Origin of the sequence: Bradyrhizobium sp. WSM1253 (genome assembly GCF_000244935.1) — a bacterium.
Taxonomy (GTDB): Bacteria; Pseudomonadota; Alphaproteobacteria; order Rhizobiales; family Xanthobacteraceae; genus Bradyrhizobium; species Bradyrhizobium canariense.
In genome coordinates this window covers 6,788,120-6,810,183 of record NZ_JH600073.1, presented here as the reverse complement: position 1 = coordinate 6,810,183, position 22,064 = coordinate 6,788,120, and the positions used below count along the sequence as shown (strand labels likewise).

General features: G+C 63.3%; 29 protein-coding genes. 12 read left to right on the top strand and 17 right to left on the bottom strand.

What is annotated here, in order from left to right; translation table 11 throughout:
- Positions 1-9: 9 nt before the first annotated feature.
- The 3 genes from BRA1253DRAFT_RS33065 (at position 10) to BRA1253DRAFT_RS33055 (ending at position 1,328) form a co-directional block, all read left to right on the top strand.
- Entirely contained in the window at positions 10-687 is a 678-nt protein-coding gene (locus BRA1253DRAFT_RS33065) for an SOS response-associated peptidase (RefSeq protein WP_007601537.1), read from the top strand.
- Positions 688-924: 237 nt separating this feature from the next.
- Positions 925-1,125, top strand: coding sequence for a hypothetical protein (locus BRA1253DRAFT_RS33060; protein ID WP_007601535.1), 201 nt, complete (start codon positions 925-927; stop codon positions 1,123-1,125).
- Positions 1,122-1,328, top strand: coding sequence for a hypothetical protein (locus BRA1253DRAFT_RS33055; RefSeq protein WP_007601533.1), 207 nt, complete (start codon positions 1,122-1,124; stop codon positions 1,326-1,328). The genes BRA1253DRAFT_RS33060 and BRA1253DRAFT_RS33055 overlap by 4 nt, the downstream gene beginning before the upstream one ends.
- Here BRA1253DRAFT_RS33055 and BRA1253DRAFT_RS33050 read toward each other — a convergent pair.
- From BRA1253DRAFT_RS33050 to BRA1253DRAFT_RS33035, 6 genes are all read right to left on the bottom strand, one after another.
- Entirely contained in the window at positions 1,322-1,591 is a 270-nt protein-coding gene (locus BRA1253DRAFT_RS33050; RefSeq protein WP_007601531.1) for a hypothetical protein, read from the bottom strand. The two genes, BRA1253DRAFT_RS33055 and BRA1253DRAFT_RS33050, sit on opposite strands and share 7 nt — an antisense overlap.
- A 192-nt stretch (positions 1,592-1,783) precedes the next feature.
- Positions 1,784-2,032 carry a hypothetical protein gene (locus BRA1253DRAFT_RS33045; RefSeq protein WP_007601530.1) on the bottom strand — a complete coding sequence of 83 codons (249 nt, stop codon included), beginning with the start codon at positions 2,030-2,032 and terminating at the stop codon, positions 1,784-1,786.
- A gap of 12 nt (positions 2,033-2,044) precedes the next feature.
- The gene (locus BRA1253DRAFT_RS45930; RefSeq protein WP_007601520.1) at positions 2,045-2,170 is read right to left on the bottom strand and encodes a hypothetical protein; all 126 of its coding nucleotides are present in this window, start codon (positions 2,168-2,170) and stop codon (positions 2,045-2,047) included.
- 443 nt (positions 2,171-2,613) lie between these two features.
- On the bottom strand, positions 2,614-2,790 hold the full coding sequence (locus tag BRA1253DRAFT_RS44735) for a hypothetical protein (RefSeq protein WP_007601513.1): 177 nt from the start codon (positions 2,788-2,790) through the stop codon (positions 2,614-2,616).
- 115 nt (positions 2,791-2,905) lie between these two features.
- Positions 2,906-3,034: a hypothetical protein gene (locus tag BRA1253DRAFT_RS45925; RefSeq protein WP_256375811.1), complete on the bottom strand. Its 129-nt coding sequence runs from the start codon at positions 3,032-3,034 to the stop codon at positions 2,906-2,908.
- A gap of 531 nt (positions 3,035-3,565) precedes the next feature.
- Positions 3,566-3,769 (bottom strand): hypothetical protein, encoded by a 204-nt coding sequence (locus BRA1253DRAFT_RS33035; RefSeq protein ID WP_245286015.1) that lies wholly within the window; start codon positions 3,767-3,769, stop codon positions 3,566-3,568.
- Positions 3,770-4,044: 275 nt separating this feature from the next.
- Here BRA1253DRAFT_RS33035 and BRA1253DRAFT_RS33030 point away from each other — a divergent pair, with 275 nt between their 5' ends.
- The gene (locus BRA1253DRAFT_RS33030) at positions 4,045-4,230 is read left to right on the top strand and encodes a hypothetical protein (protein WP_007601510.1); all 186 of its coding nucleotides are present in this window, start codon (positions 4,045-4,047) and stop codon (positions 4,228-4,230) included.
- Positions 4,231-4,506: 276 nt separating this feature from the next.
- Complete coding sequence (locus BRA1253DRAFT_RS33025) at positions 4,507-5,793, top strand: NRAMP family divalent metal transporter (protein ID WP_007601509.1); 1,287 nt, start codon at positions 4,507-4,509, stop codon at positions 5,791-5,793.
- A gap of 147 nt (positions 5,794-5,940) precedes the next feature.
- Here the strand turns inward: BRA1253DRAFT_RS33025 and BRA1253DRAFT_RS33020 are convergent, their stop codons facing one another.
- The gene (locus BRA1253DRAFT_RS33020; protein WP_007601507.1) at positions 5,941-6,129 is read right to left on the bottom strand and encodes a hypothetical protein; all 189 of its coding nucleotides are present in this window, start codon (positions 6,127-6,129) and stop codon (positions 5,941-5,943) included.
- Between the two features lie 161 nt (positions 6,130-6,290).
- Between BRA1253DRAFT_RS33020 and BRA1253DRAFT_RS33015 the strand changes: the two genes are divergently transcribed.
- Positions 6,291-7,505, top strand: a complete 1,215-nt coding sequence (locus BRA1253DRAFT_RS33015; protein WP_007601506.1) for a mandelate racemase/muconate lactonizing enzyme family protein — start codon at positions 6,291-6,293, stop codon at positions 7,503-7,505.
- 5 nt (positions 7,506-7,510) lie between these two features.
- On the opposite strand, the gene BRA1253DRAFT_RS33010 is transcribed toward BRA1253DRAFT_RS33015, so the two are convergent.
- From BRA1253DRAFT_RS33010 to rocF, 4 genes are all read right to left on the bottom strand, one after another.
- Complete coding sequence (locus BRA1253DRAFT_RS33010; RefSeq protein WP_007601505.1) at positions 7,511-7,807, bottom strand: hypothetical protein; 297 nt, start codon at positions 7,805-7,807, stop codon at positions 7,511-7,513.
- 100 nt (positions 7,808-7,907) lie between these two features.
- The gene (locus BRA1253DRAFT_RS33005; RefSeq protein WP_007601504.1) at positions 7,908-8,450 is read right to left on the bottom strand and encodes a c-type cytochrome; all 543 of its coding nucleotides are present in this window, start codon (positions 8,448-8,450) and stop codon (positions 7,908-7,910) included.
- Entirely contained in the window at positions 8,437-9,708 is a 1,272-nt protein-coding gene (gene soxC, locus BRA1253DRAFT_RS33000) for a sulfite dehydrogenase (protein ID WP_007601503.1), read from the bottom strand. Before soxC ends, BRA1253DRAFT_RS33005 begins: the two co-directional genes overlap by 14 nt.
- 161 nt (positions 9,709-9,869) lie before the next feature.
- Positions 9,870-10,847, bottom strand: coding sequence for an arginase (rocF, locus tag BRA1253DRAFT_RS32995; RefSeq protein WP_007601502.1), 978 nt, complete (start codon positions 10,845-10,847; stop codon positions 9,870-9,872).
- A 245-nt stretch (positions 10,848-11,092) separates the two neighbouring features.
- On the opposite strand from rocF, the gene BRA1253DRAFT_RS32990 reads away from it, so the two are divergent.
- On the top strand, positions 11,093-11,377 hold the full coding sequence (locus BRA1253DRAFT_RS32990) for a hypothetical protein (protein ID WP_007601501.1): 285 nt from the start codon (positions 11,093-11,095) through the stop codon (positions 11,375-11,377).
- A gap of 14 nt (positions 11,378-11,391) precedes the next feature.
- On the opposite strand, the gene BRA1253DRAFT_RS32985 is transcribed toward BRA1253DRAFT_RS32990, so the two are convergent.
- Positions 11,392-14,133 carry an EAL domain-containing protein gene (locus BRA1253DRAFT_RS32985; RefSeq protein WP_007601499.1) on the bottom strand — a complete coding sequence of 914 codons (2,742 nt, stop codon included), beginning with the start codon at positions 14,131-14,133 and terminating at the stop codon, positions 11,392-11,394.
- Positions 14,134-14,194: 61 nt separating this feature from the next.
- Positions 14,195-15,475, bottom strand: coding sequence for a FecR domain-containing protein (locus BRA1253DRAFT_RS32980; RefSeq protein ID WP_007601497.1), 1,281 nt, complete (start codon positions 15,473-15,475; stop codon positions 14,195-14,197).
- A 129-nt stretch (positions 15,476-15,604) separates the two neighbouring features.
- Here BRA1253DRAFT_RS32980 and BRA1253DRAFT_RS32975 point away from each other — a divergent pair, with 129 nt between their 5' ends.
- The 4 genes from BRA1253DRAFT_RS32975 to BRA1253DRAFT_RS32965 all read left to right on the top strand — a co-directional run bounded on the left by BRA1253DRAFT_RS32975 (position 15,605) and on the right by BRA1253DRAFT_RS32965 (position 18,996).
- Entirely contained in the window at positions 15,605-17,401 is a 1,797-nt protein-coding gene (locus tag BRA1253DRAFT_RS32975; protein WP_007601496.1) for a ShlB/FhaC/HecB family hemolysin secretion/activation protein, read from the top strand.
- A 155-nt stretch (positions 17,402-17,556) separates the two neighbouring features.
- Positions 17,557-18,387, top strand: a complete 831-nt coding sequence (locus tag BRA1253DRAFT_RS32970; protein WP_007601494.1) for an alpha/beta fold hydrolase — start codon at positions 17,557-17,559, stop codon at positions 18,385-18,387.
- Between the two features lie 77 nt (positions 18,388-18,464).
- Positions 18,465-18,641, top strand: a complete 177-nt coding sequence (locus BRA1253DRAFT_RS43935) for a hypothetical protein (RefSeq protein ID WP_157158661.1) — start codon at positions 18,465-18,467, stop codon at positions 18,639-18,641.
- A gap of 37 nt (positions 18,642-18,678) precedes the next feature.
- Complete coding sequence (locus BRA1253DRAFT_RS32965; RefSeq protein ID WP_007601492.1) at positions 18,679-18,996, top strand: cytochrome c; 318 nt, start codon at positions 18,679-18,681, stop codon at positions 18,994-18,996.
- A 196-nt stretch (positions 18,997-19,192) separates the two neighbouring features.
- Here the strand turns inward: BRA1253DRAFT_RS32965 and BRA1253DRAFT_RS32960 are convergent, their stop codons facing one another.
- On the bottom strand, positions 19,193-19,534 hold the full coding sequence (locus BRA1253DRAFT_RS32960) for a phasin (RefSeq protein ID WP_007601491.1): 342 nt from the start codon (positions 19,532-19,534) through the stop codon (positions 19,193-19,195).
- 142 nt (positions 19,535-19,676) lie between these two features.
- The gene (locus BRA1253DRAFT_RS44730) at positions 19,677-19,862 is read right to left on the bottom strand and encodes a hypothetical protein (RefSeq protein ID WP_007601490.1); all 186 of its coding nucleotides are present in this window, start codon (positions 19,860-19,862) and stop codon (positions 19,677-19,679) included.
- 588 nt (positions 19,863-20,450) lie between these two features.
- Here BRA1253DRAFT_RS44730 and BRA1253DRAFT_RS32950 point away from each other — a divergent pair.
- Positions 20,451-20,807, top strand: coding sequence for a hypothetical protein (locus BRA1253DRAFT_RS32950; RefSeq protein ID WP_007601489.1), 357 nt, complete (start codon positions 20,451-20,453; stop codon positions 20,805-20,807).
- A gap of 46 nt (positions 20,808-20,853) precedes the next feature.
- On the opposite strand, the gene BRA1253DRAFT_RS32945 is transcribed toward BRA1253DRAFT_RS32950, so the two are convergent.
- Positions 20,854-21,429 (bottom strand): hypothetical protein, encoded by a 576-nt coding sequence (locus BRA1253DRAFT_RS32945; protein WP_007601488.1) that lies wholly within the window; start codon positions 21,427-21,429, stop codon positions 20,854-20,856.
- A 46-nt stretch (positions 21,430-21,475) separates the two neighbouring features.
- Positions 21,476-22,003 carry a GcrA family cell cycle regulator gene (locus tag BRA1253DRAFT_RS32940; protein WP_007601487.1) on the bottom strand — a complete coding sequence of 176 codons (528 nt, stop codon included), beginning with the start codon at positions 22,001-22,003 and terminating at the stop codon, positions 21,476-21,478.
- Positions 22,004-22,064: the final 61 nt, after the last annotated feature.

The window sequence follows — 22,064 nt, the reverse complement described above, 5'->3', positions numbered from 1 at the left end:
CATCAACATATGTGCAATCTCTATTCGATCACCACCAACCAGGCCGCGATAGCCGACCTCTTCCGAGTCGTCCGCCGCTATGAAGGCAATCTGGCGCCGATGCCCGGCGTATTTCCGGATTACCCCGCGCCAGTCATTCGCGACGCGGCCGGCGAGCGAGAGATGGTGCTGATGCGCTGGGGCATGCCGCCCCCGCCCCGCACCGGCGGCCCGCCCGTGACGAACATTCGCAACACCTCGTCGCCGCACTGGCGCGCGTGGCTCAAGCCGGAGCATCGCTGTCTCGTCCCGGTCAACAGCTTTGCCGAATACGCGCCGGAGCCCGACCCGGAGACGAAAAAGAAAGACATCGTGTGGTTCGCGCTCGCGGACGCTCGGCCGCTCTTCGCGTTCGCCGGGATCTGGACGACCTTCAATGGCGATCGCGGCACCAAGTCGAAGCCAATCCCCGGACCGCATCAGGTGTACGGCTTCCTTACGACGACGCCGAACGCGGTCGTGGAGCCGATCCATCCGAAGGCCATGCCGGCGATCTTGACCACACCGGAGGAGCGAGAGGTTTGGCTGAGGGCGCCGTGGGATGAAGCCAAGGCGCTGCAACGGCCGCTGCCGGATGCGAGCTTGAAGATCGTGGCGCGCGGCATCGATAAGGAAGACGCATTAGCCGCTGCTACAGTTGATTCCTAATATCGGGGCTTTATTCGGCACTCGCTCTGTCCAAAAGTGAACATTGCCTCAAGTTGAGTAACCCGCTCAAGCCACTGAACCCGCTCACGCAATTTAATCCGGCGACCTATCATATGATATGTCGCCGCCTCAGACGAGGGGCGTAAGCTTTATCCATCACCGCAAGGCAATTGGCATCTGCCGGTGATGAGAACGCCCAACCAGCGCTCCCGCCCCGGACGAACGAGGGAGATGTGCATGCCGACACGCCGACGCTTCAAGCAGACGACGACACTCACCGAACGGCTCGCCGAGGAGGCCGCGCGGCTTCGCGAGGAGGCGCGTACGATCGCGCCGGGGCGCCGCCGCGAGATGCTGCTGCGCCGGGCGCGGCAGGACGAGACCGCCATGCACATTTCCGCCTGGCTGCATTCTCCCGGGCTGAGGCCGCCGACATGACCCAGCAATATCGCGCTTATCTCGTCGGCGACAACGGCGTGTTCCGCTCCGCCGAAGCGTTCGAGGCCGCGTCGGATGCGATCGCCCTCACCTTCGCGCAGCAGTTCACGCGGCACGGCAAGGTCGAGGTCTGGCAGCTCGGCCGCAAGATCGCCGTGCTCGAGGCCGAGTCATCCCCGCCGGGAGTTCTCACGCGTCAATGATCGCGTGATGTCGAGGGCGTCCTGAAGGTCTCGATCGCGAACGAGAAATTGACCTGCATCACGGGACCCCTGGCATCGCGAACGTCGATCGCCATCGACTGCCTGCCGCCCGCGGCAGGCGCGGAAACGATGGCGTCGCGCGCCATGTCCGCGACCGACTTGGCGGCCTCTGCCTGAACGGCGCGCGAGCTGGCCAGCTCAAGCCCTTCCTCGTCGAGCGCTACACCGGTGTCGTCGCGCAGGTCGAAATAATATCGGGGCATTGCAGCATCCTTTGCCCGTAATAGGTCCGAAGCGGACAAAGGGTTTCCGGGGCAGCGAAAAAATCTGTTGGAATCAATAGGTTCCGGGAACTCCGACGTCCCTCTGCCAGCGCGGCGCGGCAGCAGCTTGCCGCGCTCACGCCCGGTTTTTCGTCAGGGAGCGAAGCGACAGGGCGAAACGACGCGGCCCCCTCACTCCTCCGCAAGCTTCCCGACGATATAGGCATCCACCGTTTCGGCGAACGAGCGCTGCACGCCGACCGCAGTGCCATGCTGGTCGAGCGCGTCGCGCTGGAGCACGCGCAGGCTGCGGCCGCGCATGCAGACCGGCGCCGTGTTCAGGTATTGGTCGATCGCGCCTGTCGCGAGCGGGATGGCCTTCGGGTCGCCCCTTGCGATCAGAAGCCGCAAGAGGCTCTGGCATTCGGCCAAACCTGGCATGGGATCAGCGCCTCACGCCTGCCGCGATTTCGCCGGCCGCTTCACCGGCTGGGTGTGGGTGCCGAACAGCGCCAGTAAAAACGCGACTTCTTCCTTCGAACCGACCTGGATACCGGCGTGGCTTCCGACTTGGATCATGATGATCTCCTTTTCGCTTGGTTGGTCGGGCGCAACGGGCGGGGCGTTCGAGACAATCTGGTTTCAGCACTGTTTCAGGCGTGTTTCGTCGCGGCGCGCCATGTCCATGGTCGCCTGAATAGGAACAGCTTTTGGGATCAAAAAGTTATTCGCGCGTCGGTCCGGATGCACGACCGGCGCCCCCCACGGCCTCAGCTCGCCCCCCGGGCTGGGGCCGTTTCTTTTCGACGCCTCAGTTTCGGTTTTGGTTTTGGTTTTGGTTTCGCCTGGGCGTCTCCCAGGACAGCTTGTTGCACCGGGAGCACCGGAAGATGGCGATCGCGCCATCCGGTGAAGCCACCGCGTCGATGAATGTCATGGGTCTGTTGCACGCAGCACAAATCGGCCGCTGCCTGGTGTCTTGATCCGTCATGCGCGCAAACGCGGGACAGAGCAGGAGGTTTCTATCGTTCTGGAGGTTCAGGGTGCCAGATCTTCGGAACGTTTTGCTGAAGCAGTGAGATCGATGCCGCAATCTGCTCCCGCGAACGGCGCAGCAATTGTCGTGTCGTTTGCCTTGCATCGAGCTGGTGCAATTTCTGCCGGTCGAGATCCGCCTCGAATTCCTCGCGGGTGAGCATGACAAGCTCCCGTGTTGCTGCCCATTCGCAGAGTACGTCGAGATACGATTGAGGACCGCTCAGAAGTGAACACACGGCGGGATGCCCGCCTGCGGGCTTTCGACCCAGCCGGTCTTCAGGGTCCGCGCTTCTGCGTGGCGAGGCGCAACGCGATGCCGTGCTGCCAGGCGCGCACTCTCACCGCGGCTTCGCTGCGACCGAGTTCGCCGGCGATCTCGTCCGGCCGCGAGCCGGCGTCGGCCAACGCCTTCAGCCGCTCGTGCTCTTCCGCTGTCCACTCTTCAACAACGGGTAGCGTGATTGCATGGTCGTAAGCTGTCTCGCCTGCGTGGTCGATGCAGGCGACAAGCGAGCGAAACAGGCGAAGTTCCTATGCGACCTTGCTCTGAGATCTGCGACGGGGCGTCCCGCAGATGGACCGACGACGGCGCTCGCTCAGATCCAGACGTCCTCGCGGCACGAATCGCACCGATAGATCAGGATCGAGCAATCGCGCCTCACATCGAAGATCGAAGTCAGGCAGCGCGTATCCCTCTCGCATTTGGGGCAAGCCGGCCTCGGCTTGTAATGATCCGGCCTCGTTGCCGGGCCTGCTTGCTGTTCACTGCTCATCTCATTCCTCGTTGGAGGACTGAGTTCCTAAGTACCAAAGTGGACATTCGTTCCAATCACGCGGGCGGCGCTTCTCATGGAAGCGAGGGCCTAGACGCCCCATGATCGCGCGTGCTGGTCGTCGAATTCGTCCTGAACCATCAAGCGGGTTTGTCCTGAACGATCAAACCGGCTTGGTGTTGGCGGGTCCCCCCCCCCGCAGTTCGTCCAGGCTCTCGAGCGTGCAGATGCGCGCGGCGCGGCGCGCCAGCTCGTCGTAATTTTGCGCCACCTTGCGCAGCACGTCCCGCGTCTCGGGATATTCGCAATTGTCCGCCTTGGTGCGGAATTCTTCCGCCCGCATCCGCCAGTACCGCGGAGGGTGCATCCGCTCGGCTCCCATGGGCCACTCCCCTCAGTTGGTCCAACTGTTCCTGCTCATTAATCAAGAGCGCGTCCAGGAGTTCCCGCGCAGATGTTCCGGTTCCGATCACACGTCCCGATTGCGCAGGGATCGCAGCTGACGACGACAGCATTGCGCGGGAAAGATCGACTTTAGTTCAAATGCGGCAGGGCGGATTCGGCAGGACGCAACGGGTTGGCGCCATGCTGGGACACATCCCTTGCGACAAACGCAACGGGGACAGCTCGGAGAGATCGTCGATGTATGTCGTCGCCGCCGCGTTGCTGGTGCTGTCGGGACTGTTCTACTCCGCGAGCCATCACGAGATCGGCTCGTTCGGCGTCACCATGTGCACGTATGGTGGCGCGTTCTGCGACAACCCGCTGATCGTCTTTTCCGGCGCCGCGCTGGCCGGCGCCTGGGGCATGTTCGTCAGCGTCAAATAGTCCCGACCGCACGCGCTCAGGGGACAAACGTCTCGCCGGTGTCCGTGCGCGGGCTGCGCGACGGCCGGCCATGGCGGGCCGGTCGCGCCCGGGACGCGCGCAAAGGCTGCACCGGGTATTCTTCGATGATGCACTTATACAGGTGTTTTGCCCGACGAGTCAAACGGAGATTCGCTTTATCAGAAACGAGCAAGGCGTCCGCTCACCCTCGCCCGGGAACCTTGTTCCCGGATTAGGATTTGTGAAGGACGCGCCCCGACCGAGACCCCTCCTGCCATGACCGACAATGCCCTCACCCCCACGAAATCCGCGCCGTCGCTGTTGCAGAGGCTGGGGCCGGGTCTCGTCACCGGGGCGGCGGACGACGATCCGTCCGGCATCGCCACCTATTCGCAGGCCGGCGCGCAATTCGGTTACGGACTGCTCTGGACGGTATTTCTGACCACGCCGTTCATGATCGCCATCCAGCTCGTCAGCGCCCGGATCGGCCGCGTCACCGGGAAGGGGCTGGCCGCCAACGTCATGCAGATCGCGCCGCGCTGGGCGGTGCTGTCGCTCGTCGCCATGCTCGTCGCCGCCAACACCTTCAACATCGCCGCCGACATCGCCGCGATGGCTGAGGCGCTCTCGCTCGTGATCGGCGGCCTCAACCACGAGCACGCGCTGATCTTCGCGGCGGGCTCGACCCTGCTGCAGGTGTTCCTGCCCTATCGGCGCTATTCGCCGGTGCTGAAATTTCTCACCTTGGCGCTGTTCGCCTATGTCGCGACCGCCTTCACCGTCAAGATCCCGTGGAGCACGGCGCTGCTCGCGGCGGTGTGGCCGAAGACGAATGTCAGCGCCGATTATTTCATGATGGTCGTCGCCGTGCTCGGCACCACGATCAGCCCGTATTTGTTCTTCTGGCAGGCCTCGCAGGAGATCGAGGAGATGAACCAGGGCAGGCGCGACAAGCCGCTGCGCGAACTGAAGCACGGCGGCAGTCCGGAGCTGGCGCGCATCCGGGCCGACACCATCTCCGGCATGCTGCTCTCCAACGGCATCGCCTTCTTCATTATCCTCACCACCGCGTCGGTGCTGCACGCGAATGGCGTCACCAACATCAATTCGGCGACGGAGGCCGCCGAAGCGCTGCGGCCGCTCGCCGGCGACTTCACCTTCGCCCTGTTCGCGATCGGCATCATCGGCACCGGCCTGCTCGCAATTCCGGTGCTGGCGGGCTCGGCCGCTTACGGCGTGGCGGAGATCTTCGGCTGGCGCGCGACGCTGGAGGCGAAGCCCGACGAGGCGGTCGGCTTCTACACCATCATCGCCGCCGCCACCATCATCGGCTTCGGTCTAGGGTTCACCGGCATCGACTCGATCCACATGCTGGTCTGGAGCGCCGTGCTCAACGGCGTCGTCGCCGTTCCGATCATGGCCATGATGATGCTGATCGTCTCGAGCAAGACGATCATGGGTCGCTTCAAGGGCCGGTCATGGCTCGTCGCGCTGGGCTGGCTCGGCACCGCGCTGATGGCGCTGGCCGTGCTCGCCCTGCTCGGCTCGTCATTGATCGGCTGACTAGCTACCCGTGCGACAAGGCTGCCGATATCTGCGAGGCGATGATGAAGGCCGCGAAGAGGGCCGGCACGCTGATGAAGCGCAGGAATTGGTCGATCGAAAGCATCGCTGTCTCCCGCAAGACAAAAAATGTTTGCGCCCGCCGCGCTATTCCACCCCGTGCGCAGCGTGCTGATCGGCCGTCAGAAACCGATCGGAAATGGCGGCTCCACTCATCGTGAGCAGCGCCAGGATCGAAATCACAGCCAGAAATTTCATGGCCGGAGGGTCGATCCCGATTGCGGCCAAAAACGTCAAAGCATGGTCCCTTTTCAGGACAACCCCGGGAAAGATCATGGCTGTCCCCACCGGATTTTCCCTTAGAATGGCGGGAAGGGCCTTCCAGGCGCCCCTCGCCGGGCTTCACTGCGCAGGACCGTTAGCCTAACAATTGTGGCTGGAGCCGGGCTTGCGAGCCGGCCAAAGAAAAAAAGCGCCGCCGGGCGACAGGGAGCGACATGACCAGATCGTCGAAAGCAACAAGCCTCGAAATCCTCGCCTGCGATGCCGGCTGGAGAAACTACCATTTCGTCAAGCTGACGACCGAAGACGGCGTCGTCGGCTGGAGCGAGTTCGACGAGGGTTTTGGCTCACCCGGCGTCGGTGCTGCGATCCAGCGCCTGTCCGCCCGCGTCGTCGGGCAGAACGTTTTCCGGCACGAGCGCATCTACGCCGAGCTGTTCGCGGCCACACGTCCCGCCGCCGGCGGCGTGGTGGCGCAGGCGCTCGGCGCGATCGAGAATGCGCTGCTCGATGCCAAGGCGAAATGTCTCGGCGTGCCCTGCTACGAACTGCTCGGTGGCAAGATCCGCGACCGTGTCAGGGTCTATTGGTCGCATTGCGCAACGTGGCGGATCAATCACCCGTCCTGGTACAAGCCGCCGATCGAGAACCTCGACGGCGTCAAGGCAATGGGACGCGAGGTGCTCGAGAAGAAGTTCACCGCGCTCAAGACCAACATCTTCTCCTACGACGACGGCAAGCCAACCGGTTGGCGACCGGGTTTCGGCTCGCCCTTCGCCCCCGAGATCAACGTCGATCGCAAAATCCTGCGCGACCTGCGCATGCATCTGGAGGCGATCCGCGACGGGGCAGGCCCCGACGTCGACATCCTGCTTGATTGCAACTTCAACGCCAAGACCGAGGGCTATCTGGAGATCCTGCGCACCATCGCCGACCTCGACATGTTCTGGATCGAGATCGACAGTTTCAATCCGGAAGCGCTCGGTTACATCCGCAGGCAAAGCCCGCATCCGATCTCGTCCTGCGAGACGCTATTGGGCTTGCGCGAATTCCTGCCCTATTTCCGCGAGCAGGCCATGGACGTCGCGATCATCGACACGCCCTGGAACGGCGTCTGGCAGTCGATGAAGATTGCAGCCGCTGCGGACGCGTTCGAAGTCAACGTTGCCCCGCATAATTTCTACGGCCATCTCTGTTCGATGATGAACGCGCATTTCTGCGCCGCCGTGCCGAACCTGCGCATCATGGAGATCGACATCGACCGCCTGGCGTGGGACCGCGAGCTGTTCACGCATGAGCCGGATATTCAGAACGGCCATCTGGTCATTCCGGACCGACCCGGCTGGGGCACCGATCCGAACGAGGAAGCCCTTCGCGCGCATCAGCCGAAGACCAGCGGCGGATTGCTCAACTACGGTCGCAAGAACTAGACGTCTTACGGCGTCACTGGATTGACGGTCGGGGACGTCTTTGGCCCCGGCCGCGCCGGCTCGATCGGTGATTTCGGTTCGGTCGGGAGAATTTTGGCACCTGCGGCGCGTGCGGCCTCGCCAGTGGTCGCATACATCGCGACGTGAGCAGGCTGCGTCTTGGCCCGATTCCATGGTCCGTGATCGACGATGAGCATCGCAGCAATCGTCACCGCGGCCACAATCAACGCGATCACGCCGGGATGGCGAAGCGCCGAGGACATGGAATTTGCGAAGCGATCCGTTGCCATCGTGGAATCCATAGGTTTTTCCTCTCGCAGGTTAATGCAATTGCGTCCTGCGAGTTCCGCCCTTGCCGAGCCAAGTTCCAAGCCAATGCGGGAACCTGACGCCACAAGGCGCTCAGTGTTTCACATCCGGCCGCGCATCGCCGACGAACCGGTCGCGATTCGGCATCTTGACCGCCGCGAGCGATTTGGCATCGAGCGTCGCGTCCGCTCCGACCAGTCCATTCAGGTTCAGGATGTACGCGGACACCGCATAAACCTCCTCATCGCTCAGCGATTGCGGTGCGTTCTGCGGCATCGCACGGCGGATGTAGTCGAACAGCGTCGGCGCATACGGCCAATAGCTGCCGACCGTGCGGATCGGCTTTGGTGTTGCGATCGTGCCCTGCCCACCGACGAGCCGGTCACCCAGCCCGCCCTCGCCCTTGTCGCCATGGCATGATGCACATTGCTGGGCGAACACCTCGCGACCACGACTGACCGAGCCACTTCCCTTCGGCAGATTGCTGCCGTCGCGTCCGACGTCGATATTCCAGCCAGCAATCTCCGCAGCCGTCGCGGGACGTCCGAGGCCGTACAGAGTCTGTGCCTGCGCCCCGCTCGCGAACGCACACAGCACGATGACAACAGCAATGCCGCAAGTCTCACGCCAGCGCATTGGTCACCTCGCCGTCGGCCGCGATGCGCCAGGGCCAGATCGCGTTGTTGTGGTAGAAATAGTTCTCGCCGCGCACCGCGAGCAACTCGGCCAGAGTCGGCTGCACATAGCCGGTTTCGTCGATGGCACGGCTCTGGATCACGGCAGGCTTGCCGTCCCACTGCCAGGGCAGGCGAAAGCGTGTCAACGCACGCGTCAGCACCGGCTCCTGCAATTGCGCGCTTTGCCAACTCTTTCCCTCGTCGACGGACAGTTCGACGCGCGCGATCTTGCCGTGCCCGCTCCACGCGATGCCGGTGATCTCGTGGAAGCCGGGCGCGCCCAGGCGTTGGCCGCCGGAGGGCCTCGTGATGATCGACTTCGCCTCCATGTAGAACGAAAATTCACGCGCGGTGCCGTCTGGCAGCAGGTCGGTGTATTTCGAGGTCTCCTCGCGCGAATAAACCGGCTCAGCCGTCACATGCAGGCGCCGCAGCCACTTCACGCTCATATTGCCCTCGAAGCCCGGCAGGAACAGCCGCAGCGGATAGCCCTGCTGCGGGCGCAGCCGCTCCCCGTTCTGGCTGTAGACCAGCATGGCGTCCTCGAGGCATTTCTCGATCGGGATGCTGCGGGTCAGCGCAGCCGCGTCGGCACCTTCGGCGACGATCCATTTGGCATCCGGCTTCAATCCGGCCTCCTGGAGCACCAGCTTGAGGCTGACGCCGGTCCATTCTGCACAACTCACCAGACCTACAAGGTCCGACGCGGTCTTGCCGTAAGGCTTGCTGTAGCCGGGATTGCCGGAGCATTCGAGAAAGTAGACGCGCGATTCCGACGGGAAACGCCTGAGATCGTCCATTGTGAAGATCAGCGGACGCTCGACCAGCCCGTGCAGCATCAACCGGTGCTGGGCCGGATCGATGGTCGGAACGCCGCCATGATGACGCTCGTAAAACAGTCCGTTCGGCGTGATGATGCCATCGAGCTCCTGCAACGGCGTCCGGCTGGAGGCAGAGATGTACTGCTTGAGAGTCTTCGAGATGTTCTTGACGACGCCCTTCTCGAACGGCGATGGCGCGCCATAGAGCTGGCCCCCCGTCGGCTCGCCCGGCGCCTTCATCCATTCGGGAATGTTGGGTGGAAGGTTGTCGGTCGCGGCGGCAGCCGATGCGCCGGCGCCCAGGACAGTGCCACCCGCAGCCGCCGCGCCGGCGCGCAGAAAGCGACGGCGAGTCGTCCCCGCAGGTTTGTCGTCGGCGTCGCTCGTGATGCTCATTTGCGGATCCTCGGCTGAAGCGCGACCCGCATGAAACATTCTGCGACGAGCATTTGCAATTCGCACCTGTTTCAAAAACAGGCGATTTCGACCTCGACTGATCTAAATCTGGCGGGCGCGACGGCAATTCTCTTCTTCGCAATGCACAAACGGCTCATCCATCACTCGCCCGGCGCGATCGCATTGCTGGGGGTTGGCCGGTCGGCGATCTGCTGGCCGAACAGGCTGCCGATCAGTTCGACCGCGGTGCGCGCGGTGCGGCCACGCTCGTCGAGGAACGGATTGAGCTCGACGATGTCGACTGAACCGACTACGCCGGAATCGTGCAGGAGCTCCATGATCAGATGCGCCTCACGATAGGTCGCTCCGCCCGGCACCGTCGTGCCCACGCCGGGTGCGACGCAGGGGTCGAGAAAATCGACGTCGAAGCTGACATGCAGTACGCCGTTGCTGGCCCTGACGCGCTCGATGACGCGACGGATCAGCACGGCGACGCCGAATTCGTCGATCTGGCGCATATCGACAACCCTGATCCGGCGCGTGCGCATCAATTCCTTTTCGAGCTTGTCGATTGAGCGCGCGCCGAACAGGTCGAGCCTGTTGGGATTGATCGAGGCGCGCGGATCATCGCCGAGCAAGCCGTCGAGGCCGGGTTCGCCGCAAAGGAATGCCGCCGACATGCCGTGCATGTTGGCGGTGATCGTCGTCTCAGGCGTGTTGTAATCGGCATGCGCATCGAGCCAGAGCACGAACAGCTCGCGTCCGCGCTCCTGCCAGTGACGGGCCATGGCATTCACCGATCCCATCGACAACGTGTGATCGCCACCGAGGAAAATCGGCAGCGCGCCGGTTTTCGCGATCTCGTAGCCTCTGCGGCTCAGCACGCGCGTCCAGCGCTGGATTTCGCGGTAGTGATTGGCTTTGTCGGGGGGCCTGTCTGCGAGGTCCCGGAGCTCGCCCACGGAGAGATCGCCGTAATCGACGACCTCGAAATCCAGGCTCTCTAGCAGTGTCGCAAGGCCGGCGGTGCGGAGCGCCGCAGGGCCCATCAGAGTACCGCGCTGCGAAGCCCCCATGTCGATGGGAGCGCCGAGCAGGGCGATGCGCCGGGCTCGATCCGTCGTGGTCCGGTCAGTCACAGCTGTCTCCTGAGATCAGCAAGATTGAGCCAGCCTAACAGAGATTCGCACCCGTCGTTTCACGGGGAAGGTCCACGCAGGGGCGCATCGTCCCGGAACAAAAGCCCGCGCGCCGAATTGCTCATCCAAGGCCGGTACCCGCCGTAAAAACCACGGCGCCTGTCGCGGATAGCCAAAGGTCATGCGACCCGCTGTTCAGAACGAGCGCTCGCGCGGATAGCCAAAGGTACCGGCCTCCGCCGCACATGATCAGCCTGGAGGTTGCGCACTTGAGCACGGAGATCCCGCAGTCCACTTCACATCCCGGCATGGCCGAGCGCGCCATCGATGCCGCGACGGACGTATCCCGCACCATCGGTGAAGTCGCAGGTGGCCTGCATGCAGCTGTCGACCGCATGACCTCCGCAATCGACGATGCGCGAAAGCCGGGCCGGCCCCTCGCGACCGTCGCTGCGATCACGCGCGAAGCGCCGCTTGCCAGCCTGTTCGTTGCTTTCCTGTTCGGCGTCGCGGTCGCGCGTCGGCGCTAAATCGTAACAGGTGTTCAGGCGGCGCTGACGGCCGCGCACTCGGACGCGAGGAATTGTCGCTCGAATGCCTCCGCCGGCATCGGACGGCCAAAGAAATAGCCCTGGCCTTCCTCGCATCCCATGCTCACCAGGAAGTCGGCCGTAGCGCGATTCTCGATGCCTTCGGCCACGACCGTGAGACCGAGCTGCTTGCTGAGACCGATGGTCGACCCGACAATCGCGGCATCGTCGGAGTTCGCGAGCAGACCGAGCACGAACGACCGGTCGATCTTGAGCCCATCGAGCGGGAACTTCTTCAAATAGCTCAGGCTCGCATAGCCAGTGCCGAAATCGTCGAACAGGACGCGGACGCCGAGCTGCTGGATGCGTTTGAACATATCGAGCACCCGGGCTTCGTCGTGAAGCAGGATGTCCTCGGTGACCTCGAGTTCGAGCAGCGACGGCGTGAGCCCCGTCGCTTCGAGCATCCCCGCAACCGAATGCGCGAGGTCGCCGGAGTGGATCTGCGAGGGCGACAAATTGATCGCGACGCGCACACTGTCGCCGGACAATTCCCAGGCGCGTGCCTGCCGGCAGGCAGTTTCCATCACCCAGTTTCCGATCCGCTCGGACAGGGCTGAGCTATTGACCACCGGCATGAACTCTCCTGGCGAAACGTAGCCGCGCACGGGATGCCGCCAGCGGATCAGCGCTTCGGCCCCGACCAGGCTGGCGTCGATCAGGCGAACCTGAGGCTGGTAGAACAGCTCGAACTCGCCGCGATCGGCGGCAAGCGCCAATTCACTCTCCAGCGTCAGCCGGTTCTCCAGCTCCTGCCGGATCGCGCTCTCGAAGACCACATAACCGCCGCGCCGCGTCAGTTTTGCCTTGGTCAACGCAAGATGGCCGTTGCTCAGGAGATCGTCGGTGTTGTGTCCGCCTTCTGGATGGACGGCGACGCCGATGCTGATCCTGACGCGATGCTGCCGCGTGCCGGTCGCAAGCGGCGCTTCGAACGCGCGCGCGATGCGCTCGGCGAACTCTGCGATCGGCTCGTCGCCATCTGCGCCTTTGCGCGCAATGGCGAATTCGTCTCCGCTGAGCCGGGCAACGACAGCGTCGTCGCCCGTTTCAGCTTTCAGGCGACCAGCGACCGCCTGCAGCACGAGATCTCCGGCGGAATGACCCAGCATGTCATTGATGCTCTGGAAGCCGTCGAGCCCGATCACGAGCAGCGCGACCTTGCAGGGGCGCTGCCCCGCATCCCCGATCATGCCGACCAGTCCGGCATGCAGCGTGTTGCGGTTGACCAGACCGGTCAGCGCGTCGTACTCGGCGAGATATCTGACGCGTTCGGCCTCGCGCTTGCGGACCGAAATGTCGCGCAGGATGGCTCCGTATTGGAAGCCGTCCGTTCCCTGCCAGCCCGAGAAGCTCGCCTCGACCGGGAAAGTTTCACCGTTCTTGCGCCGCCCTTCGAACTCGACGACGACCGCCCCACCGGGGACCAGGAGTGCCTGGCGCGCGGCGTCGCGCATGGACGGCCTCGCGTCACCGTCCACTGATACGGCGCACAGCGTTTCGAACGGGCGGCCGATGATCTCGGCGGGCATATAGCCGAAGATCGCACTGGCGCCGGGATTCCACACGGCGATCAGCTGACCTTCGTCGGTGCAGACGAGGCCATCGCCGAGCGACATCGCGATACGATGAAAGCGGCTTTCGGCGATGCGCCCCAGGAGACCGCGGAAATCGATTTCGTCGAGTGCGATCGCCGTCAGATAAGCGACAATCGCGATGTGGAACAGCGATGTGTCGATGATGAAGGGCCATCTTGCCTGCACGAGGACCGCAACCAGCTCGAAGACCGCCCCGGCCGAGATCAGGATTGCAACGCGAATTCCCGGTCCGAAGCGGCGCCACGAATACACCATCAGCAGGCAGACCACAGCGAGACTCAGGATCATGCCGATATCGGAGGTCCAGCGCAGCATCCGGTTCTGCAGGATCGATTCCGCTGCCAGCGCCTGGAGCATGGGTCCGGAGATGATGCGGCCATTTGGAACGCTGAAGCGGTCCCCGAGTTCGAGCGCCGTCGCACCAATGATGACCTTCTTGTCTCTCAGCTTGTCGAGCGCGGCGGTTTCACCGCGGAGCACGTCGACATAGGAGACACTCGGAACCGAGCCCGCCCGAATACTAAAATCGATCAGGAACGGCGACCGCCGATTTGCGTCCTGCCCGGCCAATACGACTGCCATCGACGGCATCAAGGCATCGCCGAGCTTCTCGCCGAATGGATATCGGCGAACGAGCCCGTCGGATTCGATCGCGACATTGACCAGCGCCGGCCACGACTGGTTGCTGAACGGCTTCAGGGGGCGATTGATGTGAGCTGCGCCACCATTCGGCGTCGGCTGCTTGAAGGAGGGCAGGATGGTCGAGCCGCCGGCCTCACGCAGTGCGTTCACGAAGGCCTCGTCGGAGGCTGGATCGGATGGCGAGCTGAAATCGACGTCGAAGGCGACGTCCTGCGCCCCCGCGGCCTCTAACCTGTGCAACAATTCCGCGTGCAGCCGGCGCGGCCAGGGCCACACCCCGATCTGCTCGATCGAGGGCGCGTCGATGGCGACCACGACGACGTTGCCACTCGCTGCACGCGATTGCCAAGCGAACCGCAGGTCGGTCAGCGCGTTGCGAAGCGCACCATGCCACCCCGTGGACAGCACGATCGCCAGCGCGATCACGACCAGAATATGCGGACGATAGCGCTTCACTCCGATCCTCCCGCGCACCCGCTTCTGCGGTTGCGCCCCCCTCATCCCCTAAGAAATCGCCTCAGTGCCTGTTGTGGCCAAAGGCATTGCCGTGGCCATCGCTGCCGTTGCCGCCGCCATTGCCGTTGCCGTTACCGTTGTTGCCCCTCCCGTTACCGGTGGCGCCGTTGTTGCCGTTACCGTCGCCGGAATTCCCATTGCCAGAATTGCCATTACCGGAGTCGCCCCTGCCGGGGTTGGACTTGCCGCTGGCATTTCCGCTGCCGCCGCCAGAGCCGTCGCTGGACGCGCCGGCCGTCGTCGCGGCTATTGTCGTGCTCGCAGCTGAGGAGCTGGTGCTGCCAGCCGTCACGCCGCTGCTCGTGGTAACCGCAGTCTGGACGGCGCTGTTGGACGCCGTCGTGCTCGCTTTCGAGTCGCTCCAGACCGTCTCGGTGCTGGCGTGCGCATTGCGCACCTGTCCGGGAGCACCGCCGCCGTGGGCGAGCCCGTGCGTGACCTTGTGGACGTTCAGCTTGACCTCGCCGAGCGAATTCGAAATGCGCACGACGCCGGGCTTGGCAGCACCGCCCTTGGACGTGTGAGCTCCGGCCGCCTCTTGCGATTGCTTGAGTGCGCCGGCCGCCTTGGTGCGCTTCTCGATCGGACCGAGCGCATGGATCGCATGGCCGTTCGCCGCGTTGCGCGGGGCCGACAGGCCCGATTTCGGCACAGGGACGCGCTCGATGTTCGAGGCGCGCGGCTTGCCGTGCTCGATCGGATTGAAGGTGCCGGACCCGCTTAAAGAGAGGCCGGGCTTGCCATGCTCGAAAGCGGTGGCGGCCTGCCCCGGCAGGACCTGGGCGATCTGTCCCGTCTTGAAGTCGGAGACCTCGACCTGGCCGCGAAGCACGCCGACCTTGGTGCTCCCCGCATTCACGGTGACGCTGAATTGCGTTCCCTTGACCACGGCGGCGAGATAGGGCGTCTCCACCTCGAAATGCTTGACGTTGCGCTTCTCGACCTCGAGCAGGATCGAACCTGCCTGCTGGATGATGGTCGTGGAAAGGCCCTCCTTGCTCTCAGCCGGCAAGCCGATCACCGAGTTGGGAGAGATCAGGATCGTTTCCTCACCGCGGACGAGCAGCACACGGCCATTACGCCCGGTGCGAATGGTGTCGCCGGGCTTGAGTGCCTCCTGCTGATTCAACGAAACCTGCTGCGCGCCGCTGGTGGCGACCCAGACCTCGCCGGTGGCCTTGCCGACCGACCAGATGCCATCGTCCGCGGCGGATGCGGCGGAAGCCGTTCCCAGGATCAGCGCAGCCGCGAAGGCGCACCGCATTCCAATTTTGCTCAGCATGACGATCCTCAGTCCGCGTTACAGCCAGCCTGAGGGGTATCCGAAATCACTCAACATAGGATTAGCGGGAAGCGGCCAGTGGAGCGCTCACGTTAACCGTTCATTGACCATAAAAAACTATGAAAAATCATGTGGCTAACGAACCCTCACCGCATCAGGGGCACATCTCCGTCGAACTACGGGGACGGGCGCGTCGCGCGCGCCGGGAAGCGGCATCTCATTACCACAATGGCGCTGTTGGCGCCGTTCTTCGCGGGAGTTCCTCAGGCTTTCGCGCAGCAGGCGAGCCAGCCTGGCTTCGATCCGCGCCAACCTGAGAAATATTTTGAAAACCAAACCGAGCGGGAATCGCTGAGCCGTCCTCCGGTCAGGCTACCAACAGTCGACCAGCCCAGCACCGGCGGCGATACCAAGCCTCAGTTCGTGCTGCGCGGCATCCACGTCAGCGGAGCCCGGGCCGTTTCCCCCGATCGCATCGCCGCGGTCTATCAGCCCTATGTCGGCAAGAAGGTTTCGCAGGCGGATCTCGCCGTGATCGCCGGCGCGATCAGCGATCTCTACCGTGCCGATGGTCTTCACTTGAGCCGTGCGATCGTGCCGCCGCAGGATATCGCCGATGGCCTGCTCCGGATCCAGGTGATCGAAGGCGCCATCGTCCAGGCCGAGCTGAAAGGCGATGGCGCCGAACAGTTCGGCGTGAGACCGATGCTTGGGCCGGTTCTGGCCGAGCAACCGTCGCGCCTGACGACGCTGGAACGCCAGCTCTTTCTCATTAACGGCAGACCTGGCGTCCGGATCACCGATACCGCACTGGAGGAGATCGGCGGGGCAACCGGCCGCTTCCGCCTCGTCGTCTATTTGAAGACCTGGCACGTCTTCTCGTCGTTCGGTCTGGACAATCTCGGCTCATCATCAGTCGGTCCGTGGCAGACATACGCGACCGGCGCGTTCAACTCCTATCTCACGCCCGGCGACACGCTGGCGGTCAACCCGTCGACCATCGCCAACGACCCCCGCCAGCTTGGCTTCGCACGGCTGTCCTACGATGCACCCGTCGGCATCGACGGCGTGCGCCTCGGCGGGTCCGTCCTATACAGCGCGGTCAGGCCGGGCGATGTCCGCCGCCTCGACAGCGACATCACCACAACCGAAGGGTTCGAGCTGCGTGCCAGCATCGTCCCACTGCAGTCGCGATTGTCCTCGCTGACCCTGACTGCGGCGACGACCTTCAGCAACGTGTCCGAGCATGACCTTTACGGCGCCTGGTACAACGACCACATCAGGACAGCGAGCCTGATCGCCGACTACCGGCTTCAGGATCATTTCGGCGGCACCAATTTCGCGACGCTGACCTACCGCCAGGGCCTCGACATCTTCGGTGCCTCGCATTTCGACGACGATCTGTTGTCGCGCGATGGCGCGTCATCGAACTTCTCGGTGCTAAACCTCTGGTTCACGCGCTACCAGACGCTCAACGACGTCTGGTCGCTCAAGCTGTCCGCTGCGAGCCAGACGGCGTCACGGCCGCTGTTCACCTCGCAGCAATTCTATCTCGGCGGCGCTGCCTTCGGGCGCGGCTATGGCGCAGCAGAGATCAGTGGGGACAACGGTCTTGCCGGCTCACTCGAGCTGCGCTTCGACCAGAAGCTCAATTTCCGTTACTGGACCGGCTATCAGCTCTATGCCTTCGGTGACGCCGGCGCAGTCTGGAACGACGGTTACCGCCTGAGCGACGGCCTGTCGCTGACCTCGGCCGGAGCTGGCGTGCGGTTCTTCCTGCCGGCCGATTTCCAGGCTGATCTCGGCGTGGCTGTCCCCCTGAGCTACCGGGCGCCCGACAACGAGCGCCGCAGCCCGCGCCTCCTTTTTACTTTGACTAGCGCGTTGCGGCTCTGCTCCGAACGCGGCAAGGGCGGTTGTCTGTAAATCCCTTGCCCTTCGCGCTGTGCCTCCGACATGCGGCCCTTTTTGGGGCGCGGCGCACAGGCTTGCCTAAATTTAATCCCGTAGCCTGCTCACGATCGCTCGATCCGGGAGTTCCCAATAGCCATGTTCAGTCAAAAGTGATTTGAGACGGAACCATGAAAAGGGTGTTTGCAGTTCTGGCGTTTCTCTGCGTCCTCGGCGTCGGCCAATATTTCGTGGTCAGCCGGTTCGCGATCCGCCATGAGGTTTTGACCCTGTTCGACGCCGCGCGCCAGCGGCCGATCGCGGTCGAAATCGCTGTACGGCGCGATTACGAGACCAAGGCCAATCTCGGCCTCTGGAAGCTCCCGCTCGCCATCATCAGCAACGGCAATACCGTCAAGGCCACCGAATATTCCTTCCTCGCCAACGTGCTCGCCGCACGCGGTTATCTCGTCGCCAGCATCCAGCAGGATCTGCCGAGCGATCCGCCCCTGATGACCAAGGCCGGCCAGCAATATGTCGGCCGGCGCGAGGTCTATATCCGCTGCGAGGCCAACATCCTCTTCACCTTGGGCGAGTTGAAGCGGCGGCAGGACAACGCCGACTACGACCACATCACGCTCGTCGGCCATTCCAACGGCGGCGACGTTTCGATGTATGTCGCTCATCAGCACCCGGAGCTGGTGTCGAAAGTGATCACGCTGGACAATCTGCGGGTGCCTTTCGTGCTTAGCGACCACATGAAGATCCTGTCGTTCCGCTCGAAGGATCCGCATTTTGTAACCGATCCCGGCGTGCTGCCGACGCCGGAAGAGGCCAAGGCGCGCGGCATTGATATTATCCACACTGGCGCACAGCATACCGAGATGAGCGATCGCGGTCCCGATGCGGTCAAGGAGAAGATCCAGGCAACACTCGACCGCTTCCTGCGCGACAGCGCCAGCAGCGCGCTCGCGCCGGCCGATACACGAAGCCCGATGATCATGAACCCCGGCGACTATTAGTCTGGCCCCTTTGCGGCAGATCAAGGCTGCCGCGAGCCGACCACGATAGAAAGGGCCTCGCCATCTCGGAGAGGCACGTGTCGCACTCCATCGAAAGCCTTGATACGAAAAGACTCGATACGACAAGCTTTGCCCTGCCTGCGGCAAGGACGCCGAGATTCGCCCGGCATCTCTATCGTTCGGCTCGCAAGCTGCTGCGGTCGATCATTGCCCGCATCGACCTCTCGCAGTATCCGGGTTCGTGCTGCGGATGAGGACGGCGTCGCGAGCCAACAACACACAGGTTGCTCTATGCACCGGCATTTGAGACGAATTTGCCTGCTGGTTGCCGTGGCCTCGAGCGTGGGCACGTCGTCCGCTCTCGCCGCCGATGCAGATCACGGCGCCGACCTTGCGAGGCGCTGGTGCGCCAGCTGCCATGTCGTGGCGAACGGCCAAACACAGGCGAGTGCCGACGTCCCCTCTTTCGTGTCCGTTGCGCGCAGGCCTGACTTCAGTTCGGAAAGGCTCGCCTTTTTCCTGCTAGACCCGCACCCGAAAATGCCGAATTTCCCCTTGAGCCGGATCGAAGCCGGCGATATCGCGGCCTACATCGCATCGCTGCGTTAGCAGAGCGACCGATTGGTCAAAACACCTGCGACAGATGCAAATCCCTGCCTGAGAACCGACAAGGATCAGCGGAAAGGATGATGGGCGGCGAATGAGGTCCATTCGACAGCCCATCATGGACCGGCACCAGTATCGATGTGCAAATATTCACGCCGCGTAAGTCCAATCTGTGGACGCGCCGTGAACACACCGAGAATCAGGACTTGCCCTTCCCCGGCTGCATGAGACTGCCGGTCATCTGGCGCATGTGGTCTCCGGCACTGGTGAACTGGCTGCGCAGGAAATCCGATTGGATTCGCATCGCCTCCTGAAGGTCGGTGGCATGGACGAGCTTGCGAGCATGCTCGAACGCCGACTTCATGTTCTGCTCGGTGAAAGCGAGCGCTTGCTTCGACACGTCCGCCCCCGCGCCCGGAACGGTCGTCATCGATTTGGTGGCGGCTTCGAAAAACATGCCGAATGCCTTTTCCGCCTGGTCAATCGTCTTCTCGGCCAGGTCGCGCAGTTCGGCCGGAACTTCGAGCTTCGGTTCGATCATGGTCGCACTCCTCCCGTTTTCAGAACTGAATACCACACTTGCCGGATCGCCTGCCAGCGTCCAGCCGGAGGAAGACGTCGCCCGGCGGCCGGCTCTGGCAGGAAAACGAAGGGCAAGGCGTAAGGCCGGCGCGCAGGCAGGCTCAGGACAGGGGGTGTTCGGGGAGAGCTTCTTCGGTAGCGAGGTCTTCGACGAGCTTGATGACCTCGAAACGCTGCCGGGGCGCGAGCTTCAGAAACGCGCGGAGCAGGCGCAGGCTTTCGACGGTGCCGCTTGCAGGCGCGCCGAGCTTGAGGTGCAGCTCAGCTGCGAAATTGAGGTTCTTCATCTCGCACCTATGACAAGCATCGGACTTCGTGATCCAACATCGAGATCCCAACTAAGAACCAAACGCCACACCCGGATGCCACAACCGGATGCAATGGCGACAGCTCGCTTTCGGCCGGAGGAGCCGGGTGTGTTCGCACGCCGAGCCACATGTGCAAGCAAGCACACCTAAGCAGGTTGCAACTATGTCAAGAAACAACCCCTCCGGCAAGCCTAACAGTTGGCGCAGCGATGCTCCGTCTGCATCGCACCACGGCAATTCCGGATAACAGGAATATGGCCCGCCGTCACCCACCTGCGTCAAGAAGCGTCATCGATCAGCATCCAGCCTCGATCGCCGTCAATCGACGCTGCAATTCGTGTTGTTTCGGATGTGAATGGATGTTGGTGGACGCGAATTAGTGCTTCTTCAGCGTATACACGTAATTGTTGAGTCCGGCATCGGCGGTTGTATCGTCGACGAAATAAACGTCGTGAACCGTTTTCGAGGAACAAACGACAAAGCGGTGGCGGAACAGTCACGCAGATCACGGGCGCCGTGGCCGATGCATTGATCGATTCTGGCGCCCCAGCACCAAAGGACGACGGCATGCTTTCTCGCTGCGATCTCATCAAGGGCGCCGCAGTCGCGCTTCTCACCTTCTCGATACCAAGCGCGTGGGCGCAGGAGACCAGGATGAACCTGTTCAAGATCGTCACCATCAAGGACGAAATCGTCGTCGGATTGTCGACGGAGGAGCTTCAGGCCCTCGGCGGCAATGATGCCAGCGCCGTTGCACACGCCTTGGCGCAGAAGGGCGATCTCACCGTCTGGCAATACAACGTGCATCGCGGTCCGAACGGTGAATTGCAGCAAGCGCCGACCGCCAGAATCGGGCTTTTGGCCAACGCCTCACTGCGGGTCGAGCCCTATGCCACGACCTACCAGATCCTACCGCATCCCTAAGCAGGAGACCGGCGCGCCCGCGACCAGGGTCGCGGGCGCGCCGGTCTCATTTGTGTTGCCCTGAACGCCGTGTCCCCGTTTCCGTGGCAAAGCCATAGATCAGTGCCAGCCGGTCCAGACATTCACGAAAACGCCGCGCAAAATAGTCGATCCAGCGCTGCGTACGGACGGCGCGACGCTGGCCGATCTCGTCCATGGTCAGGCCCAGCACCAACACGTCGTGCACTAGCGCGGCGCCGTCTGTGCCGAGTTCGCGCTCGATCCGGTTCAGCCGCAGCACCGCCTCGCGTTGGCTCTCGGTGACCGGCTCGCGCGTGCGCGCCCCATCGACATATTCGCGAGTCGGGTCCATTGCCTGAAGGCCTCGTTCGGCCCTCTCCCAATCGTTCTGGAAGGCGCGCCCGCCGCGATACTGTGCCTCGTCGATCTGATGGTGCGCGTGCAGCCGGCCGAGCGGATCGCAGCGGATCGACCGCACGGCCATGATCTTCTCGCCGGGGTCGAGCGCCAGCGGATTGTCCACCTCGACTTCCGCCACCTCCGCATTGAACGGTATCTCACGTGAGCGTCGGTCGTAGACATTCGCCAATTTATAGGACCTGTTGCGTCGGACACGTGCCACTCGGATACTCCTTGCGAAATTGACGATTGAACGGGCGGGCGTCAGGTCAGGCGGCAGAGACCAGCCTCAGCACGACGGGGCCGGCGACGCGGGCGGATCCAGCTCCGGCGCGGCGCGTCAGGCGCGCATGCGGCGTGCAATAGCTCGAGCCCGGCTCCCGCGGATGGCCGCAGAAGGTGATCTCCTCCCCGTCCTTGTCGCCGCCATAGGGATAGCGACAGTCCTCGCTAGCGAGTTCGACCAACGGGACCAAGCGGGGCTGGACGCCGACGCAGCGCAACTTGACGGGCGCGGCAGGCTTCATCGCGGATTTCGGCGGCAGGGTCAGCCCCGTGGGGCGGTGCGGCAGGACAAGACAGGCTCCCGACGGCAGCGCCGGGACGATCGACGGGCTCGTCGTCCGTATCTGCACGACCAGCCCGAGCCGCTTGGCGCGGCCGACCACCGCGTTGCGCGTGTAAGCCGTTCCAAACCTTGCGTTAATCCGTCTTCCGATCTCCGCATAAGACATTCCCTTGAGAAAACAGTCGCGAAGCGCGTCGGAGTGCTCCGACGACCAATGGCCCGGTTCCATGCTGCTGTCCTGTGATGCGCCTCCTCCGATCGCACGATCGCGAGGCGGAGCCCACATTCCG

Excerpts from the sequence above, each read along its gene's own strand:
- BRA1253DRAFT_RS33065 (WP_007601537.1), top strand. The coding sequence starts at position 10 with ATGTGCAATCTCTATTCGATCACCACCAACCAGGCCGCGATAGCCGAC.
- BRA1253DRAFT_RS33060 (WP_007601535.1), top strand. The coding sequence starts at position 925 with ATGCCGACACGCCGACGCTTCAAGCAGACGACGACACTCACCGAACGG.
- BRA1253DRAFT_RS33055 (WP_007601533.1), top strand. The coding sequence starts at position 1,122 with ATGACCCAGCAATATCGCGCTTATCTCGTCGGCGACAACGGCGTGTTC.
- BRA1253DRAFT_RS33050 (WP_007601531.1), bottom strand. The coding sequence starts at position 1,591 with ATGCCCCGATATTATTTCGACCTGCGCGACGACACCGGTGTAGCGCTC.
- BRA1253DRAFT_RS33045 (WP_007601530.1), bottom strand. The coding sequence starts at position 2,032 with ATGCCAGGTTTGGCCGAATGCCAGAGCCTCTTGCGGCTTCTGATCGCA.
- BRA1253DRAFT_RS45930 (WP_007601520.1), bottom strand. The coding sequence starts at position 2,170 with ATGATCCAAGTCGGAAGCCACGCCGGTATCCAGGTCGGTTCGAAGGAA.
- BRA1253DRAFT_RS44735 (WP_007601513.1), bottom strand. The coding sequence starts at position 2,790 with ATGCTCACCCGCGAGGAATTCGAGGCGGATCTCGACCGGCAGAAATTG.
- BRA1253DRAFT_RS33035 (WP_245286015.1), bottom strand. The coding sequence starts at position 3,769 with ATGCACCCTCCGCGGTACTGGCGGATGCGGGCGGAAGAATTCCGCACC.
- BRA1253DRAFT_RS33030 (WP_007601510.1), top strand. The coding sequence starts at position 4,045 with ATGTATGTCGTCGCCGCCGCGTTGCTGGTGCTGTCGGGACTGTTCTAC.
- BRA1253DRAFT_RS33025 (WP_007601509.1), top strand. The coding sequence starts at position 4,507 with ATGACCGACAATGCCCTCACCCCCACGAAATCCGCGCCGTCGCTGTTG.
- BRA1253DRAFT_RS33020 (WP_007601507.1), bottom strand. The coding sequence starts at position 6,129 with ATGATCTTTCCCGGGGTTGTCCTGAAAAGGGACCATGCTTTGACGTTT.
- BRA1253DRAFT_RS33015 (WP_007601506.1), top strand. The coding sequence starts at position 6,291 with ATGACCAGATCGTCGAAAGCAACAAGCCTCGAAATCCTCGCCTGCGAT.
- BRA1253DRAFT_RS33010 (WP_007601505.1), bottom strand. The coding sequence starts at position 7,807 with ATGGATTCCACGATGGCAACGGATCGCTTCGCAAATTCCATGTCCTCG.
- BRA1253DRAFT_RS33005 (WP_007601504.1), bottom strand. The coding sequence starts at position 8,450 with ATGCGCTGGCGTGAGACTTGCGGCATTGCTGTTGTCATCGTGCTGTGT.
- soxC (WP_007601503.1), bottom strand. The coding sequence starts at position 9,708 with ATGAGCATCACGAGCGACGCCGACGACAAACCTGCGGGGACGACTCGC.
- BRA1253DRAFT_RS32990 (WP_007601501.1), top strand. The coding sequence starts at position 11,093 with ATGATCAGCCTGGAGGTTGCGCACTTGAGCACGGAGATCCCGCAGTCC.
- BRA1253DRAFT_RS32980 (WP_007601497.1), bottom strand. The coding sequence starts at position 15,475 with ATGCTGAGCAAAATTGGAATGCGGTGCGCCTTCGCGGCTGCGCTGATC.
- BRA1253DRAFT_RS32975 (WP_007601496.1), top strand. The coding sequence starts at position 15,605 with ATGTGGCTAACGAACCCTCACCGCATCAGGGGCACATCTCCGTCGAAC.
- BRA1253DRAFT_RS32970 (WP_007601494.1), top strand. The coding sequence starts at position 17,557 with ATGAAAAGGGTGTTTGCAGTTCTGGCGTTTCTCTGCGTCCTCGGCGTC.
- BRA1253DRAFT_RS32965 (WP_007601492.1), top strand. The coding sequence starts at position 18,679 with ATGCACCGGCATTTGAGACGAATTTGCCTGCTGGTTGCCGTGGCCTCG.
- BRA1253DRAFT_RS32960 (WP_007601491.1), bottom strand. The coding sequence starts at position 19,534 with ATGATCGAACCGAAGCTCGAAGTTCCGGCCGAACTGCGCGACCTGGCC.
- BRA1253DRAFT_RS44730 (WP_007601490.1), bottom strand. The coding sequence starts at position 19,862 with ATGAAGAACCTCAATTTCGCAGCTGAGCTGCACCTCAAGCTCGGCGCG.
- BRA1253DRAFT_RS32950 (WP_007601489.1), top strand. The coding sequence starts at position 20,451 with ATGCTTTCTCGCTGCGATCTCATCAAGGGCGCCGCAGTCGCGCTTCTC.
- BRA1253DRAFT_RS32940 (WP_007601487.1), bottom strand. The coding sequence starts at position 22,003 with ATGGAACCGGGCCATTGGTCGTCGGAGCACTCCGACGCGCTTCGCGAC.